This window comes from Rossellomorea marisflavi (genome assembly GCF_001274775.1).
GTDB lineage: Bacteria > Bacillota > Bacilli > Bacillales > Bacillaceae_B > Rossellomorea > Rossellomorea marisflavi.
In genome coordinates, this window is the sequence record NZ_LGUE01000008.1 from 152,275 (window position 1) to 170,493 (window position 18,219).

Genomic DNA, 18,219 nt, shown 5'->3' on the forward strand with positions numbered 1-18,219 from the left:
TACTATCTAGAGGATTGCAGCCGCGGGGTTTGTCCCGCTTTTTTGTAAGTGTACTGTAATAAAAATTTCATTTTACGGTGGTTATGTAACATAGTACAATTGAGCTTAGGTAAAAAACGCGAATATTCTTAGATATTGTAGGTATTACTCGAAAAAAGGAGCTTCTTAAATATGTCGCATAACGGAATATATCGAGATGATCAGATCATGAAAAAGAAGAAACGCCGCAGAAGAATCTTCTTCTTCCTCATCATCCCCCTTCTAATCGTCACCTTTTCAGCCGCCGCATTCGGTGCAGTAGTTCTAAAAAAAGCAGAAACCGTATTCAATAAATCCTACGATAACATCGACGGCCGTGAAAAATCCAACCTCCGCGAAACCGCAGTGAACCCCGACGTTGATAATGTATCCATCCTGTTCATCGGTGTCGATGGCAGTGACGTACGCGGAAACACGAAGGATCGCTCAGACGCACTGATGCTTGCCACCTTGAACGAAAAAGATAAATCAGTGAAACTTGTCAGCATCCCGCGTGACTCGTATGTCTACCTGGAAGACGCAGGCTATAAAACGAAAATCAATCACGCTCATGCCTATGGAGGACCGAAAGCCTCCATTGAAGCAGTCGAACAGCTCATGAACATCCCGGTTGACTACTACGTGAAAATGAACTTCAATGCCTTCATCGATGTGGTCGATGCCCTTGAAGGCATAAATGTCGACGTTCCATATGAATTAAAAGAGCAGAATTCAAAGGACAAAGCCAATGCCATTCACCTGATGCCTGGCGAACAGACCTTGGACGGGGAAGAAGCCCTTGCACTGGCAAGGACCCGACACTATGATAATGACATCGAACGCGGTAAACGCCAGCAGATGATCCTCCAGGGAATCGTAAAGAAAGCTGCTTCGGCCAACGCCCTCACGAAGTACGACGACATTCTTGAAGCAATCGGGAACAACATGGCCACCAACATGACGTTCAGCGAAATGAAAGCTTTCTCCAGCTACGGCCTGACCAAGAAGCTTTCCATCGAGAACATCACCCTTGAAGGTGAAGACACCTACATCGACGGCGTATACTACTGGCTCCTCGACGAGACAAGCGTCGCCAACACCAGCCTGGAGCTGAGAAGCCACCTTGGACTGTCCCAATCGCAGACAGCGGATAACATCAACACCGAAGAAAACGGTGAAGAAACCGACCCTTATGGCACCGAAGATGATACGACCACTACAGAAGAAGAAAGCGATCCTTACAGCGAGTCTACCGATGAATCCGGAACGTATGATGATACTTCGGATGACACCGGAACCTATGATGAAACCGGAGAAGATACGGGCCCTGCACTGGAAGAGATTCCACATGCAGAAACCGAATCCGATCCATATGCAGAACAGTGATTGGAAGAGCACCCGCCTGGATGGCGGGTGTTTTTTTGTTGTGGTGGGTGGTGCGTGGTGTGGTGGTGCCAGGCACCTTTTGCCGTTTTTGTGCCTGGCACCATTTCCCCTTTTTGTGCCTGGCACCTTTCCCCCTTTTTGTACCTGGCACCTTTTCCCCTTTTTGTGCCTGGCACCTTTTCCTCTTTTTGTGCCTGGCACCTTTTCCCCTTTTTGTACCTGGCACCTTTTCCCCTTTTTGTACCTGGCACCAAATGGCCGTTTGGTGCCAGGTACAAAAAAACACTCCCCTTATCCCACAAATCGCAAAAAAAGCAGCCACCCCTCAGGGTTGGCTGCTTTTTGCATCAATCATCTATTTCTTACTCGTCCGTGCCTTTACGAACTTGATGAGCGGCTGGTAGTTGGAGTTGACCAAGCCGATGCTCTCGATGAACCATTCGATGGCGAAGAGCAGAATCGTGAGGAGGATCAGGCCTCCCCAGACGGTGGACATGGAGAAGATGATGGCGGCCAGGCTGAACATGGCAGCCATGGCGTAGATGATGATGACCGTTTGTTTGTGACTGAAGCCCGCCCTCAGCAAGCAATGATGCAGGTGGGATTTGTCCGGTGCGGACAATGGGCTTTTGTTCTTGTACCTTCTGAGTATGGCGAAGAAGGTATCTGAGATCGGTACTCCAAGGATGATGAACGGGATGACGAGTGAGACCATGGTGACGTTCTTGAATCCGAGGAGGGCCAGTACGGATATGATGTATCCGAGGAAGAGGGAGCCTGTGTCCCCCATGAAGATCTTGGCCGGATGGAAATTGTAGTACAGGAAGCCAAGGGAGCTTACGAGTACGATCATGGCGAGCGTCATGACGAAGATATCGCCTTTCAGCATGGCCATGAAGCCGATGGTGGCAAGTCCGATGGTGCAGACACCCGCTGCCAGCCCGTCGAGGCCATCAATGAAGTTGATGGCATTGGTGATCCCCACGATCCAAAGGATGGTGATCGGGATGCTGAGCAGTCCGAACTTCAGCTCTGTGTCGAAGAACGGCACGTTGATGAAGTTGATTTTCACACCGCCAAGGACGACGATGAGTGCCGCAGCGATTTGGCCGACGAACTTCCATTTTGCCGATAGCTGGAAGATGTCATCTGCCATCCCGGTTAGAAGGATCACGCCGCTTCCGATGATGATCGGGAGGGCGTATTGATCTTCAGGACGGAGGATGAGATATCCCGTGATGAATCCGATATAGATAGCCAGTCCGCCAAGGCGGGGCATGATTTTGCTGTGCACCTTGCGATCCTCCGGTTTGTCGGTCGCACCCACTGCGAATGCAAACCGCTTAACAAGGGGTGTGATCGCGATGGTGAGGGCAAAGCATATGAGTAATGTCAGAATTAACATTGGCATTGTCATTGTACACCTCTTAATCGTTAATCTACCCGGTTGGTCGATTGTTGAATACAGGTAATTCTTAGATGCGGCTTATCCGAGCAGCCTCAAATATACATTATAAACGTTCTTGGCGAAATGCTCTACTGAAAAATTGTCCCTGCTGTGCATTCTTAACTTTTGTCCTATTTCACGGAGTCGTTCATTTCGCTTCAGTTCAATGGCAGCGAGGAGCTTTTCCGTCAGGCTCTTCTCATCGTCGATGGGGACGATCCATCCGTAGTCATCTGATGGGATCAGTAGGTCGACCCCGCCGACGTCCGTGGTGATCACGGGGACGTTGGATCGTGCGGCTTCCAACAGGACAAGGGGAAAGCTCTCGCTGTAGGATGTAAGGAGCACAAGGTCCGATAGAGGGTACAATCGCTCTACATCATTACGGTGACCGAGGAACCCTACGCAGGATGAAAGTCCATTAGCCTTGACGAAGGATTCAAGTCCTTCCCGTTCCGATCCGTCACCGGCGATGAGGAGCTTGATTCCGGTCTGGTGGTGGTGTTGAATCAGGTTTCGAAGTGCGGTGAGTGCCAGCTTATGGTTCTTCACCGCTTCGAGCCTGGCCACCATCAGCATAACGAAGTCTCCTTCTTTTACCCCTAATTCTTCTCTTTCAAACGGTTTCGACAGCGGTTTGTCGAAGTCGATCCCGTTCAGGATGACGGTGATCTTCTCTGAAGGGATGCCGAGACCCATCAGGATGGTCTTGAACCGCTCCGAGATGGCAAGGAAGTGGTCTGCCTGTTTGAGGGCATTCAGGTTCGTCCTGGTGAAGACTTTCCCGGTGATCCCTTGGCCCATGAAGTCATCTCGGGGATCACTATGTACGGTCACCACCCACTTCACGCCCGTCCTTTTCCGGATGAAGGGCGCATAGCAGTTCGCTCTTGCTCCGTGGGTGTGAATCATGTCGATTCCATGCTTTTCTATAAAGGTACCAATTTTTCTGACAATCGTAAAGTCGAATCTTGACTTTTGGTTGAAATTTACCAGTTGGATATTCTGCTCAACCCCGCGCTTATACATTTCCCCTTCTTCAAAAACTCCGAGAAAAAATTCTTCCCGGCTCAGTTCATTTAATAAGGACAGGATGTGAAACATGCCTCCGCCGCTTTCGTTGCCGGCATTCAGGTGCAGGATTTTCACGATGGGACCTCCCAGCGTTATTCTTTGGATTTCATCACGGTGATGATGAATTGTGGCAGCACGAGCATCCTTCTCCAGCGTGAAGGCTGCTTCAGGAGACGGTAGAACCACTCCAGGTGCACTTTTTGGAAAAAGACCGGGGCTCTCTTTACATGGCCTGCCAGGACATCGATGCTTCCGCCGACTCCCATGAAGACCCCTTTTTCTACCTTGGGCAGATTGGCTGCAATCCATTTCTCTTGGCGCGGGAAACCAAGGGCGACCAGGATGACATCGGGTTTGGTACGCTGGATGTCTTCAATGATGGTTTCATCGTCATCTTGGAAGTACCCATGATGATGACCTGCCAGGTGAAGATTCGGATACGTGGTGTGTAGGTTCTGAACGGCTTCTTCAAGGATCTCCGGCTTTGCTCCCACTATATAGAAGGAAATGGGGTTTTCATTTCCAAGGGCAAGCAAGTCCTCCATCAGTTCAAAACCAGGCACGCGCTCCATCAGGGGTGTCTTCTTCATCTTGGACGCGATGATCACACCGATGCCGTCGGGAACGATGATGTCGGCTGTCTTAAGGATGGCGTGGTATTCCCGGTCTTCCCTCGCCTGCATGACGATTTCAGGATTGGCCGTGACCACAAGGGCTTTCTTTTCTTCTTTTATATACTGATGATAGAGGTCTTGTACAACCTCGGATTTACGTTGATTCACAAAAGGTACGTCGAGTATGGTGATGGTTTGGTTTGTCATTTCGTGTCTACCTCTCTTGTCGATTCTCCCCTTTATTCTATCCCAGCCGCCCCGCTACTGAAACAGTTATTGTGTTACAACTCCATGACGTTGGAGGAATTTCCGATTCGATTCTATAATAAGATAGATTGTCGGCGGATGGTCCCATGTCATCAATTTTTTACCATCCCTTTAGGAATCTTTACAAAATGTTAAATAAAACAATAAATTCGTTTATTAAGCTTATACTAGGAAATAACCTCTCAGAAGGGTGGTCATGTTTTGTTGTCGAAGCTTCAGCATCTGGTATTGCTTGCGGTCATTGCGCTAGTGGTACCTTCCGTATTTACACATCCGGTGGTTGCCTATCTCTCCACCCTCCTTAGCTTATTCTTCATCGCATGGAATAAGAAGAACGGATTGTTGCTCTTATTCATATACTTCCCAATCCGGCCGTTCTTACTAGAATTGAATCCGGGCTTCAAGCTCATGGGCGACTGTCTGCTGATCGTCTTGTTCCTTGCCGCCCTTTACGGGTTCATCAGGGACCGGGGCTCATGGAAGACGTATGCCTTCACGGGCTTCATCCTGCTGTTCTGCCTCGTGGGGACGATCGCAGCCTTTCAGACGGGTGTCGGCCTGTCTGCCATCATCTTTCAGAATCGCGCCTATCTCATCACCTTCCTGATCCTCTTCACCGTCGGTCAGTGGAAGATGAATAAAGAAGATATCCAATATTTCCTCGGGCTATCCATCGTGATGGGGTCCATCCTGTCTGTACACGGGATCATGGAGTACCTCTTTTCCAGGACACTTCTTGTTCCGGAGGCATGGACGAACTGGAATTTGTCTTCTGTCAATGAGATGAGAGTGTACGGCCTGACGGCGAATCCGAACGTACTTGGTACATATCTATCCATCTGTCTCTTTATCACCCTTTATGTCCTGTCCGTTGCGAAGCGATGGCGGATCCTTTACGTCCTTGCCTCTATCCTGATGCTCGGCACCCTCTGCCTCACCTACTCCAGGGGTTCGATTCTGGCCTTCGGGGTTGCCTTCATCGTGTATGTGCTCTGCAAAAGGGCTTGGAAAATGGGAGCGGGATTGATTCTATCCATTGTATTGGGGCTCTTCCTGATCTATTACCCTGCCGGTATTGCACGGGAGGAGATCGACGCCCATACGATCAGCGATGGGCATATGCCCGATGTTCCACAGGAAGAAGTTGAGCCTGACAGCGCACCGCCGCCGAATGAACGGTCATCCACATTCTCCAATCGCTTCAAGGAAATTTTCTCTGACGACATCATTGAGAAAAGCAGTCAGTGGGGCAGGCTGTATGTGGTATTCAAGGGGATTGATATCTATCTCATGAATCCTGTGATCGGGACGGGGTTCGGGACGTTCGGGGATTCGGCGACGCTGAGCTACGGGACGCCAATTGCAGAAACTTATCAACTACCAGACAGGATGTACTCGGATAATCAATACATCCAGCTTCTCGTGCAGACCGGGACGCTGGGGACATTGAGCGTCCTCGCATTTGTGGTGGCGATCTTCACCATCACGTGGAAGAGGAGAAAAGACCCCGTTGCTCCGGTGCTTTTCTGCCTGACCCTGGCGACATTGCTCATGGCCCTGTTCTATAATGTACTGGAGGAGAAGATTCTTACGCTGTACTTTTACTCCCTACTGGGCTATTTCCTTACGAAAGAAAGGACGCCCCATTCTCTTGAAAAATGAGGAATCCATATGAAATCGCTCATCAAAGCCGTCGGGCTTGTCACGATCATCTCCGGTCTCGGAAAACTGCTCGGATTCGCACGGGAGAGCATCATTGCGGCGTACTTCGGCACATCTGACGTAGCAGACGTGTTCTTCGTCTCAAGTCTTGTCCCGACCCTGCTCTTCACTGCAATCGGGACGGCGATCCAGGCAGGGACGATTCCGCTCTTCATGGAAGCACGCGGACGGAGCAAGAAGGAATCACGAGAGCTCATGAGCCTACTCGGCACGTTTTTCCTCGTCATTTCCCTTGCCTTCATCGCGGTGACGCTCCTCTTCACGGAGCCACTCATGAAGCTGATGGCACCGGGCTTCACCCCGGGTCAGCTTGATCTCGCCGTGGAACTGACGCGGATCATGATCCCGAGCATGATTTTCCTGACGTTGACCGCCATCTCGACTGGGGTACTGAACGCAAACAAGCAGTTCGTTCTCCCGGCCTTCACGTCGACGGTTCAGAATGTGGTCATCATCCTGGCAACCGTCCTCCTTACGAATACGTACGGCGTGTACGGTTTGGCCGCCGGTGTCCTTATGGGCGCTGCAGGACAGTTCTTCATCCAGTATCCTTCGTTCAGAAAAGAAGGGATCGGATTCAATTTCGCCTTCAGAGAGAATAAGGTGCAGATCAAAACCATCATGATCCTGTTTTATCCGATCATCATCGCGGCGATTTCCATCCAGTTGAACAGTCTGGTGGACCGCATGGTTTCGTCGGGACTCGAAACGGGGAGCGTATCGGCCCTGAATTATGGGAACCGCCTATTGTGGCTCCCTCTCAGCGTGATCCTGACGCCGCTGATCACGGTACTCTACCCGTCACTCGTGGAAGGAGCACTCGAGAGCTACAAGCGATTTTTCACCATCATACATAAAGGGACGGCGATCATCCTGTTTGCCGGACTCCCCTTCACGGTGCTCCTTGCTGTGAGCGGAGATGATCTGATCCGTCTGGCCTTCGAGCGGGGAAGCTTCGATGCGGGCGCAACCTCCATCACCTTCCAGGCCCTCTTCTTCTACGGGATCGGCCTTGTCTTTTTCGCCCTCAGGGATTTCCTGATGAACGGGTTCTATGCCCTGAAGAAGACGAAGATCGCCATGTACTCCTGTCTCGGTGCCGTCGCGGCCAATGTGGTCCTGAGCATCATCCTGGCACGGTTCATGGGCGTCGGGGGGATCGCCCTCGCTTCGAGCATCTCCATGCTCATCCAGTGCGTCGTGCTCTTCAGCTATCTGTTGAAAGGGTACGGCGAAAAGAAGACCTACTCAAAGCAACTCGGGAAAGAATCAGGCAAGCTGCTCCTCGCAACGGCAGGAGCTGTAGCAGGAGCGCTTGTGGCTAAGTCCTGGCTCGCAGATGACCTGAATATCATCATCCACACGGTCATCATGACCGCCGTCATCTTTATCGTCTATTGTATGCTGGCCTTCCTCTTCAAGGTACAGGCCGTATCACCGCTCACCCAAAAGCTGAAAAGGAGCCGATAACCATGAAGATCCTTTTATCTACCATATTCGAATATCCTCACGAGGGAGGCCTCTCCACCCATGTGGCGACACTCAAAAACGGACTCGAGACCCTCGGCCATCAGGTGGACGTCCTTTCCTTCACCGATCTGAATCCCCTCGTGCGAAAGGCATACGCCCAGGCACCTGGATTCATCGCAAGTAAGATCAAACCGGGGTCCGGCCAGCTCATGAACGATCAGAATCGGATGACGCTGATCCATAAAGAATTGAACAAGCTCAAAGGACAGTACGACGTCGTGAACACCCAGGATGTTTATGCCACATTGGCTGCAGAAGGAACCGGTATCCCCGTCGTTGAGACGGTCCATGGCTACTATTCCTTCGAGGCCATCAGCCGCGGGGCAATCGCAGAGGGAAGCAAGGAAGACATCACTGTCCGCGAGCGCGAAAAAAGGGCCTACACCCTTGCCGACGAAGTGGTCACCGTCGATCAGCGGATCAAGGATTATGTGAAATCCATGTCTGGTGTTGAAGCGACAGCCATTAAGAATTTCATCGACGTAGAAGACTTCGATCCCGGGAAACTAGATCTATCAGGTATACGGGAGGAATTCGGCATCCCGACAGATAAGAGGATGCTCTTCGTCCCAAGAAGAATGACCGAGAAAAACGGGGTCATCTATCCGACCCTCGCCCTCAGGAAGGTCCTCGACCGCCATCCCGATACCGTCCTCGTCTATGCCGGGACCGGTGAACAGATGCCTGCCATCAAGAAGGAAGTCGAACAGCAGGGCCTTGAGGGTGATGTCCTCCTCCTTGGCACTGTGCCTCATGAAAAGATGAAATACCTGTACGGGACGTCGGACATCGTCCTTGTGCCAAGCGTCCATTCCTACGGTGTCGAAGAGGCGACCTCGATCTCCGCCCTGGAAGCGATGGGTTCAAGATCACCTGTCATCGCCGGCGCCGTCGGTGGCCTGAAGGAAATCATCGAGCACGAGAAGGACGGTCTCCTCGTGACGGAGAAGGATGTGGACGGCCTTTCAGAAGCAATCCTGAAGGTATTGGACTCACCCACATTCGCAGAACAGCTCGCCCGGAACGCCCGGACGAAGATCGAGCAGATGTACTCCCACCACTCCGCCGCCGCAAGATTCGAAGAGATTTATATGAAAGCCGCCAACAAGGCTTGAGCCCATCGCTCAAGCCTTTTCTTATGGCGTATAATCCCACTGGGGAAATCATACACTAATTCCTATACTCTACTGGGATGTGACTGTATGCATACGCTTCGAAACCCACTCACGTACATAAATGAACTTCTGTATATCCTGCTCTTCTTCAAAGTGATCCTGTTTCACACGTTCACCGATACCCCCTTATCGAGCGGGGTCTTTTCCACCTCCATCGGCTTCCTTCTTGCCTGCTACGGCCTGTCCTTCTTGTTCAGCGGGAAATGGCGCCTTGCTTTCAGCGGACTAGTCTCCCTTCTTGTGTCCTTCGTCTTCCTATCGAATGCGGTGTACCTCGATTACTACAGCTCCCCCATCACCCTGTCGATCTTCGGACAGATGGCCAATCTCGGTGGACTCGGGGACAGCATCACATATCTATTCAAGCTCCGGTACCTACTCTTTGTGGCCGACCTGGTCGTTCTGCCTTTATTTTTATTGAGCAAGTTTCCATACACGAAAAAAAGAGCAATGGTGAAGGGCGTCATCCCCTTTCTCACCCTCGGCCTCCTCTTCCTGGTCATGAAGCCCGCAAAGCTCATGTTCGTTGACGGCATGGAGAACCCGGTCCAGGCCTACGATTCTCTGGATCACGTTGTCCAATACGGCCTCATCGGCCATCACATGCTGGATTCGTATTCCTTTGTCAGGGACAGGAACTACAAGCTGACCGATGATGACCGGAAGCGGATCGGAACGGCCTTCGCTGCTGAACGTGACCCGGCCGATCACCCTTATAAGGCCTTTGGTAAAGGCAAGAATCTCATCATGATCCAGGTAGAGTCCCTCCAAAGCTTCGTCCTGAACGAAGAGATCGGGGGCAAGGAAATCACGCCGACCATGAACCGGATGATGAAGCACAGCCTGTCCTTCCCTCACTTCTACGCCCAGACGATTGCAGGGAACAGCTCTGACGCCGAATTCTTGACGCAGACCGCCCTATACCCTTTAAAGTCCGGATCGGTCTTCTTCCGCTATCCGTCCAATACGTACCACAGCATCGGAAACTCACTTAAAAAGGACGGGTATTCGACCCTCGGCGTCCATGCAGACGAGAAGACGTTCTGGAACCGTCATCTGATGTATCCGTCACTCGGCTTTGAGGACTACAAGACCATCGAACAGTTCCCCCAAAAGGAACTCGTGGGAATGGGCGTCGGCGATAAAGAAATGTTCACGGAGACAGCGGGCACATTGAAGGAGCAGCCTTACCCCTTTTACTCCTTGATCGTCACCCTGACCAATCACATGCCGTATGATCTTCCTGCGGAGAAGAAGTCCCTCTCCCTCCCGGAGGAAGTGAACGGTACCCTGCTCGGGGATTACCTCCAAACCGTACGCTACACCGATGAAGCCCTTGGGCTGTTTTTGAAGGAACTGGAATCAGAGGGACTGCTTGAAGACTCCGTCATCGTGCTGTACGGCGATCACAACGGGATCTTCGAGGGCGATAAGTCCCTGATCGAGCAATGGAAGGGCAAATCGATCTCCACCGAGGAATGGTACCGGGAATACGCCACCGTCCCGTTCATGATCTACAACCCAGGGATAAAAGGAAAGGAAATCGATGCGTATGGCGGCCAGGTGGATGTGTATCCGACGATCGCCTCCGTCATGGGTACCTCCTACACCTCGGGGCTTGGAGAAAACCTTTTGGGCTCACCTTCGGGTACGGTCGTGATCCCGAGCGGCGGGTATGTGACAAAGTCGTTGATGATCGGGAAGGACAGAATGAAGAGTGGGCTCAGCGAAAAAGCCCTTCATACACTGGACATTTCAGAATCCCTGATAAAAGGAAATTATTTTGTCGATGAATGAGTAGACAATGAAGCTGAGACAAATTTATTTTAGCCATAGTAAAACCCGAATCATGTTGCCTACAAACAGGCAACACGATTCGGGTTTTTTAATGCGTTATATGAGCAGCTATGTGTAATTGAGTCCAGCATTTGAAGGGGAGAAAGACGAAGTCTCAGCGGGAAAAATCGCTTATGCGAGACCCCGAAGGCGTGCTGAGTAGGCTCACGGACCACTCGCGGAAAGCAAAGGCTTGCATGGAATTCATGAGTGGTATAAAGAATCTCCACTGATTAAAAACCTTTTTTTCAATTAAATACAAAATACGACACCCGCACATTAGATCTTTCGACATGTATCTTTTCTCCCCACGCATGGTATACCGGCTCCTCCGAAAGAATAATTTGCATTATCACAACCAAAAACAAGTCTATTGACCTATTTTTAATGAATAATATTACACTATTACAATACTATTATAATTCGACATATGGTAGAATGTTTTGTCATAAGAGTAACTATATTGTAAATTACTCGATTATTTCTACTATTGGAGGGATTATGTAAAGCACTATGAATTTTTACAAGAGAATAAGCTTTTCTTTGCTGGCATTACTATTGGTCTTATCTAGTTTTTCTGGAATAGCTCAAGCAGAGACGAGTGTGGATTCTGTCGTTTCTAAAGCCCTTGTGATAAATGAAGAGAGCGAGGAAGCGGTCAGCGTCTATGCCGAGCCTTCCTTGGAGAGTGAAGTTGTCATCGAGCTGGAAAGCGGTTCTGAAGTGGCTATTCTGCCTGAACCGAGTCTCGATGAGCAGTTCACTAAGATCTCTGTAAGCAACTCAGACACGCAGGAAACTAAGGAAGGGTACATATTGAGTACGTTCGTATCGTTACCTGAAGATAAGGCTACTGAAGAGAAGACCCCTGTAGAAGAACCAGATGCCGATACCCAGGCGCCTGAAGAGGAACCTGTTGTGGAAGTAGAGGAACCTTCTGATGAGCCATCTGCAGAAGCAGATACGACTCAAGAGGACGAGGAAGAAGCAGCTACCATGCAGATTCAATCCTTTGCCGCTGCAACTCCAATCGCTACGGCAGATGCATGGCAGGCTCAGTATTTCTCTAATACGAAATTACAAGGAACCCCTGTTCAGAAAACGCATTCCGCTATCAATTTTGATTGGGGAAGCGGATCACCCGACAGTAAGATCCCGAACGATTACTTCTCTGCTAGATTTACGAGAGTGATGCAGTTCGACCGGGGTGTGTATCAGCTTGTCGGTGAAGTGGACGATCATGTGAAGGTGTATATTGATAATAAGCTGGTTTTTGAGATCTCCAAAGCCGGCCACCATACAATCAATCAAGCCATCCAAGTACCCGTTGGAAAGCATGAAGTTTATGTGGAGTATGTTGAGCTCACAGGTAAAGCCAAGCTCAAGCTTGACTTCCAAAAGCCTAATGGGTGGACTGCTAAGTATTACAGTAATACGACTCAGAAAGGCACTCCTCTCATTAAAACCCATGCTCAAGATAAATTGGCATTTGACTGGGGACATGGTTCACCTGATGCTTCTATTCCCGTAGACAATTTCTCCGCTGAATTTGAAAACATCATGACGTTCAACGAGGGAGTCTACCAGTTAACTGGAAGGGTTGATGACGTAGCGCGGGTGTTCATCGATGACAAGCTCGTATACAAAGTGGAAACTCCGGGGAGTCACCCAGTCGATCAATTGATCGAGGTGCCTCAAGGCAGCCATCGCGTGAAGGTACAATACGTGGAGTTTACCGGCTCTGCCAAGATCTCACTTGATTTCAAACAACCTAACGGCTGGATCGCCAAGTATTACAACAACTTGGATTTCAAAGGGGATCCGGTTATCCATCATTCAGAGAATCTAGACTTCAATTGGGGGCATGGCTCACCTGATAAGAAAATTCCGGTTGATAACTTCTCCGCAACCTTTGAGAAGGATGTATCCTTCCAAGGTGGTGAGTATCGCCTAGTCGGAAGAGCGGACGATGTCGCCAGAGTCTATATTGATGGAAAGCTGGTTTATGAGGTGAATAAGGCCGGAAATCATCCTATCGATAAAGTCCTGTCGATCACTCCTGGTACTCACCGCGTTTATGTAGAGTATAAGGAATTCACAGGCGGGGCAGCACTATCCCTTGATTTTGCCAAAGTCAGTGGAGACGGGTGGTTTGCAAAATATTACTCCAATAACAACTTTAAAGGAGTACCCGTTTATTACGATACACCGAAGAATCTACAATTCGACTGGGGACACGGTTCACCCGATAAAAGTGTACCCGTGGATAACTTTTCGGCTGAATATACCCGTAAAATGGACTTTGAAGGCGGCGTCTATACCCTCACTGGCCGATCGGATGATCTGATCAAGGTATATATTGACGGAAAGCTGGTTCATGAGATTTCCAAACCAGGAAGTCACGCCATCAACCAACCTGTCGAGATTTCCAAAGGAACCCATGAAGTCAAAGTCCAATACGTGGAATTCACAGGTTCAGCCAAGCTGTCGCTTGATTTCACAAGGCCTAATGGCTGGGTGGCAAAGTACTACAAGAATACGGACCTGAAAGGGACGCCCGTTATCAAAGAGCATTCAGACCTGAACTTCAATTGGAAAGCAGGGTCACCTGATCCAGCTATTCCGAATGATTACTTCTCTGCTTCCTTCGAAAAAGAAATGAATTTCTCCGGAGGCATCTACAAAGTCACAGGTCATGTGGATGACAAAATCAAAATTTATATCGATGATCAATTGAAATACCAGATTACTAACCCTGGCCATCACGTTATGGATGGACTCATCGATATTCCAAAAGGAAATCATAAGGTTAGAGTGGAGTATGTCGAACTGACCGGAAATGCCCGGGTATCACTCGACTTCACTTCTCCTCAAGGCTGGATCGCGAAGTATTATAAAAATACCTCATTCCAAGGGACTCCTGTTCTCCAGGAGCATGATGCAGTGAACTTCGACTGGGGTTACGGCTCTCCGGACCCGCAGATTCCAGTAGATAATTTCTCAGCAACCTATGAAAAATCCATGAGCTTTGATGGAGGAATCTACGAAATCACTGGTCAGAGTGACGATTTGGTCAAGGTATCAATAGACGGAAACGTTGTGTATGACGTAACAAAACCTGGGAATCACTCGCTGAGTAAGTTCCTCGACATCTCCAAAGGAACTCACGCCATCAAGATTGATTATGTAGAATTCACGGGCAAAGCCAAACTATCCGTTGACTTCAAGAAAGCAGATAGCGGCTGGGTAGCAAAGTATTACCCGAATACCACTCTTAGCGGAACTCCTGTATTGAAGGTTGTCGATGAATTGAACTTCGATTGGGCTCACGGATCACCCGATCCAGCAATCCCTGTTAATTACTTCTCAGCAAGTTTTGAGAATACCCTTAACTTCGAAGGCGGTCTCTACAATCTGCGTGGAAACGTCGATGACAAGATGAAAGTATTCGTGGACGGTCAATTGGTCTACGAAATGAACAAAGCCGGTAGTCATAAGATCGATGAGTTCCTTAACATCACGAAAGGGTCACATACGATTCGAGTCGAGTACGTTGAACTGACTGGATCTGCCAACATGTCCCTGGACTTCACGAAGATGCAAGGAATCATCAAAAAATATGAATCTACCACTTACTCTACTTCACTTAAAGATATGGTGACGAAACAGGTAAACGCACGTGCACAGATTGATCCTTATACGTATGACACGTATATCAGAAGTGACGGTTTCATCAGCATCAGCAACAATGTTGGAATTGTTGATTACTCTAACAACTGGAAGCTGAGAGAAGGACCTGGAACAAACTTCTGGGAAGTTACCCAGATCTCTTCTTCTAAGAGCAATCCCTATTCGTTGCGAATTCTTGGACAGGTCAAGGGCAGCGACGGCTACATCTGGTACAAGGTCAACTATACTGGTTGGCAAAACGCCAAGCCTGAAGCCGTTGAACGTCTGGTCAACCCATTGAATTATACGGACAAGAATTCAAAAGACTACCTGCAGTTCTTGAAATTATCAGGTACTGCCGGACTCGATGCAAACGAAGTCAATAGTAAGGTACTGTGGAATAAAGGAATACTCGCCAATAAAGCTTCTTCCTTCATTCAAGCGTCGAAGGAATACAATGTGAATGAGGTATACCTTATCGCACATGCGCTTTTAGAAACAGGTAACGGGACCTCCGCCCTTTCAACCGGTGTAGGAATCATCGTTGAAAACGGAAAACCACGCTTGGCGAAAAATGGTGAGAAACCACAGGATTACTCTTACAATATGTATGGAATCAATGCAAAGGATAGTTGCGCATTGGAATGTGGAGCACTTTACGCATATCAAATGGGCTGGACAACTCCGGAAAAGGCCATTGTAGGCGGGGCTTCATTCATCGCCTCAGGGTATGTTTCCCAAGGACAGGATACCATTTATAAAATGAGATGGAATCCAGCTGCACCAGCTACACATCAGTATGCTACCGACATTGGCTGGGCTCTCAAGCAGACAGCACGGATCAAAGAGGTCTACGACCAATTGAATAACTATACGATGGTGTTCGATGAGCCCGTCTTCAGTAACAAGTAGTAAGCAGCCCCCGCCGAATGTGGCGTGGGCTTTTCTATTGGAATGTTCGACAAATTCTAACAAACTTTAACATAAAGTTGTATATACCTCCAAAAAAATCTATAATGAATCGTATATGATGAAATGAGAAGTTTCTATAAATTCTGAGGTGTATTATGAGTAAAGTCTATACAAATGCTATTGAAATCATCGAATTGAACCAAGATATCATTCATATCTATATGAAGGAGCAAAATGACTTCATCAAAATGAACCTGGAAGAACTGAAAGACGGGGAAGCCGTCCGCTGTCTTGATTATCAAGAAGAAAATCAAGTCCTCCTTGAGCATGAGCTGGGCACCAGTCGACTATATGTATATGTCTTCGACCAGTCTATCTATGTACTGAAAGAAGACCTGAGTAGCATGAACGTGCCTACTGCCGCATACCCCTTCAACATCGAAAACTTCACTGACCTGCTTACCGTCAATCAAATCGGGCTTACCCGTTTAGGCTTATTCGGAGTGAATGACGTATTTATTGCGTCTATAGATGAATTTTTTAACAAAGATGAATTGGTGTACACCATCGACGTCGGGTTGAACTTCCTAGACATTGAAGAGGACAAACGCTTCACCCTACTCGCTAAAGTGAGTTATCTTCAGTATCATCTCGTCGTAACATATGATCACTTGAACAGTTGTATCCAAATTGCCAAGGTGTTACTCAATGTGTTGCAGGAGCATCCTGATATCTCCCTTCAACTGATGAGCAAGAATAAAATTCAGATTGAGCTTCCGTCCCTGGGGACCTCAAAAATCGTTAATTTCAGCCAGATCAAAAAGAAAAGCCCCAAAAAAATCTTCAAACAGACAGTGGCGAAGGAATTCAAAGGGGAGCATCTACTATCCATCATCGTAATCAACAAGTCCCGCTATTATATCTACCTGAAAAAAGGCGGAGTCTACTTGGGGAAAAGCAATATTTATAATGTCACCGGGCATATTCCCAAGCTTCGTGTATTATCCACTAAAGATGCTTTCTACATCTATGGGCGGTTCACCCATTATGCCCGGAATTCCGATCAAAAGTACGATTATCTGTATATCAGGAACTCTGAACACCGACTTACACGTTTTGTACGACCATTTAAAAACGTAAAGATCCTTAAGAGATACGGATTCTTCAAGGTTCCCATGGCTGAACTTGATATTAATGAGCGCATTCATAATAATCTCTACGTTGGCAGCGAGGATCGGCTCCTTCACAGCTTAAAGCTCAAATATAAGGATCAAAAAGTGAAGACTCTTACCTTTAAGAAGCGCGGGGATCTTCTCCATGTTCTGCGTACGAACCTGAAGGGGAACCTCACCTCCACGATCGTCCCATTTTCCGAAGAGTACACTCTCGGAAGCCGATTGAAAGTGAAACTTGCCAAATTCATGTCCAAATTCACCAATGGAAGCAAAAATACAAACTTATACTTTGAAAAGAAAAGTGACAAAGCAGATGAGTCCGGATTCAGGGTATTTGAGAAGGTAATGGAAGCAAATCCAACCGGATCCGATAATTTCTTCATTTTGAACAAGAATTCTGCGCACTATCCTTATATGAAGAAAACCTATGGGAAGAACGTCATTGAGAAGTATAGTTATAAGCACTATCTTTCCATCTTCAACGCAAACTATTTCATCTCGAGCGAACTTTCAAATCATTTGTTGAACGACAGACTCTACATTGACAGCCTTCGGAACAGGATCATGCAGGTCCCTCTTATCTTCCTTCAGCACGGGATCATGTTTGCTAAACCGGTTGATAATCCGATGGCATTTGGATTCCACAAAGATAAGAACCTTTATAATATGTATAAATCCGTCATCAGCTCTGAACTTGAAGCCGGTGAATTCTATAAGATGAAATATGATCGTGACGATCTGATTTTGACTGGATTGGCTACCTTTGACTACGCAAAACTTGAACCTCATGCGGATAAGATTGCTTTCATGCCTACTTATCGGTATTGGGAAGAAGGATTGGTTTATAATAACCGCATTGAAGAAACATCCTACTATAAGACCTTGATGAAGGTCATAAAAGCGTTTGAGCAGCAGAATCTATTGCATCGCCTGTTGATTGTGCCGCACAATAAATTCTCTGAGTTCATTTATAACAATATGCCCGAATACAAACACATCATCTCGGATAATCCGTCCGAAGCGCTAAAGATATCCAATGTGTTCATCACAGATTATTCTTCAGCCATCTATGATGCTCAATTCAGGGGGGCTTACCCGATCTTCTATTGGGAAGAGAAGGACTATCTGATCCGTCAGTACAAAGCGATCCCGCCGGTTAATGACGAAAACGCACCCGGCCCCATCGCCTATTCCGTCGACGACCTCCTCTCGATTGTGAAAGAGGCCATCGACAACGATTATGTGCTTGATCAAATCTATACCGAAAATTATCGACGCATCAATGAATTCGATGATCGTCAGAATACGACCAGGATCCTGGAATTCCTGAAAAAGGAACAAATCATCTGAACCGTTTAAGCCATCCTACACAGTAGGATGGCTTTTTTTGAAAA

10 protein-coding genes are annotated in these 18,219 nt (G+C 48.1%); 7 read left to right on the forward strand and 3 right to left on the reverse strand.

The annotated features are described in order from the left end of the window. The first annotated feature begins 207 nt into the window (after positions 1–207). Positions 208–1,404: an LCP family protein gene (locus AF331_RS18925; protein WP_235576442.1), complete on the forward strand. Its 1,197-nt coding sequence runs from the start codon at positions 208–210 to the stop codon at positions 1,402–1,404. A 355-nt stretch (positions 1,405–1,759) separates the two neighbouring features. On the opposite strand, the gene AF331_RS18930 is transcribed toward AF331_RS18925, so the two are convergent. The 3 genes from AF331_RS18930 to AF331_RS18940 form a co-directional block, all read right to left on the reverse strand. After that, positions 1,760–2,809 (reverse strand): glycosyltransferase family 4 protein, encoded by a 1,050-nt coding sequence (locus AF331_RS18930; protein ID WP_053429920.1) that lies wholly within the window; start codon positions 2,807–2,809, stop codon positions 1,760–1,762. 81 nt (positions 2,810–2,890) lie between these two features. Then, positions 2,891–4,000 (reverse strand): glycosyltransferase family 4 protein, encoded by a 1,110-nt coding sequence (locus AF331_RS18935; RefSeq protein WP_053429577.1) that lies wholly within the window; start codon positions 3,998–4,000, stop codon positions 2,891–2,893. 17 nt (positions 4,001–4,017) lie between these two features. Continuing rightward, on the reverse strand, positions 4,018–4,746 hold the full coding sequence (locus tag AF331_RS18940) for a WecB/TagA/CpsF family glycosyltransferase (protein ID WP_053429578.1): 729 nt from the start codon (positions 4,744–4,746) through the stop codon (positions 4,018–4,020). Positions 4,747–5,007: 261 nt separating this feature from the next. Here AF331_RS18940 and AF331_RS18945 point away from each other — a divergent pair, with 261 nt between their 5' ends. The 6 genes from AF331_RS18945 (at position 5,008) to AF331_RS18970 (ending at position 18,175) form a co-directional block, all read left to right on the forward strand. Beyond that, positions 5,008–6,468: an O-antigen ligase family protein gene (locus AF331_RS18945; RefSeq protein WP_053429579.1), complete on the forward strand. Its 1,461-nt coding sequence runs from the start codon at positions 5,008–5,010 to the stop codon at positions 6,466–6,468. A gap of 9 nt (positions 6,469–6,477) precedes the next feature. Next, positions 6,478–7,998: a murein biosynthesis integral membrane protein MurJ gene (murJ, locus tag AF331_RS18950; RefSeq protein WP_053429580.1), complete on the forward strand. Its 1,521-nt coding sequence runs from the start codon at positions 6,478–6,480 to the stop codon at positions 7,996–7,998. Positions 7,999–8,000: 2 nt separating this feature from the next. Next, positions 8,001–9,173 (forward strand): glycosyltransferase family 4 protein, encoded by a 1,173-nt coding sequence (locus tag AF331_RS18955; protein ID WP_053429581.1) that lies wholly within the window; start codon positions 8,001–8,003, stop codon positions 9,171–9,173. A gap of 87 nt (positions 9,174–9,260) precedes the next feature. Next, entirely contained in the window at positions 9,261–11,030 is a 1,770-nt protein-coding gene (locus tag AF331_RS18960) for an LTA synthase family protein (protein WP_053429582.1), read from the forward strand. A 642-nt stretch (positions 11,031–11,672) separates the two neighbouring features. Further along, a complete protein-coding gene (locus tag AF331_RS18965; RefSeq protein WP_053429583.1) occupies positions 11,673–15,650 on the forward strand; it encodes a PA14 domain-containing protein in 3,978 nt (1,325 codons plus the stop codon). Between the two features lie 155 nt (positions 15,651–15,805). Beyond that, positions 15,806–18,175 carry a CDP-glycerol glycerophosphotransferase family protein gene (locus AF331_RS18970; protein WP_053429584.1) on the forward strand — a complete coding sequence of 790 codons (2,370 nt, stop codon included), beginning with the start codon at positions 15,806–15,808 and terminating at the stop codon, positions 18,173–18,175. The last annotated feature ends 44 nt before the right edge of the window (positions 18,176–18,219 follow it).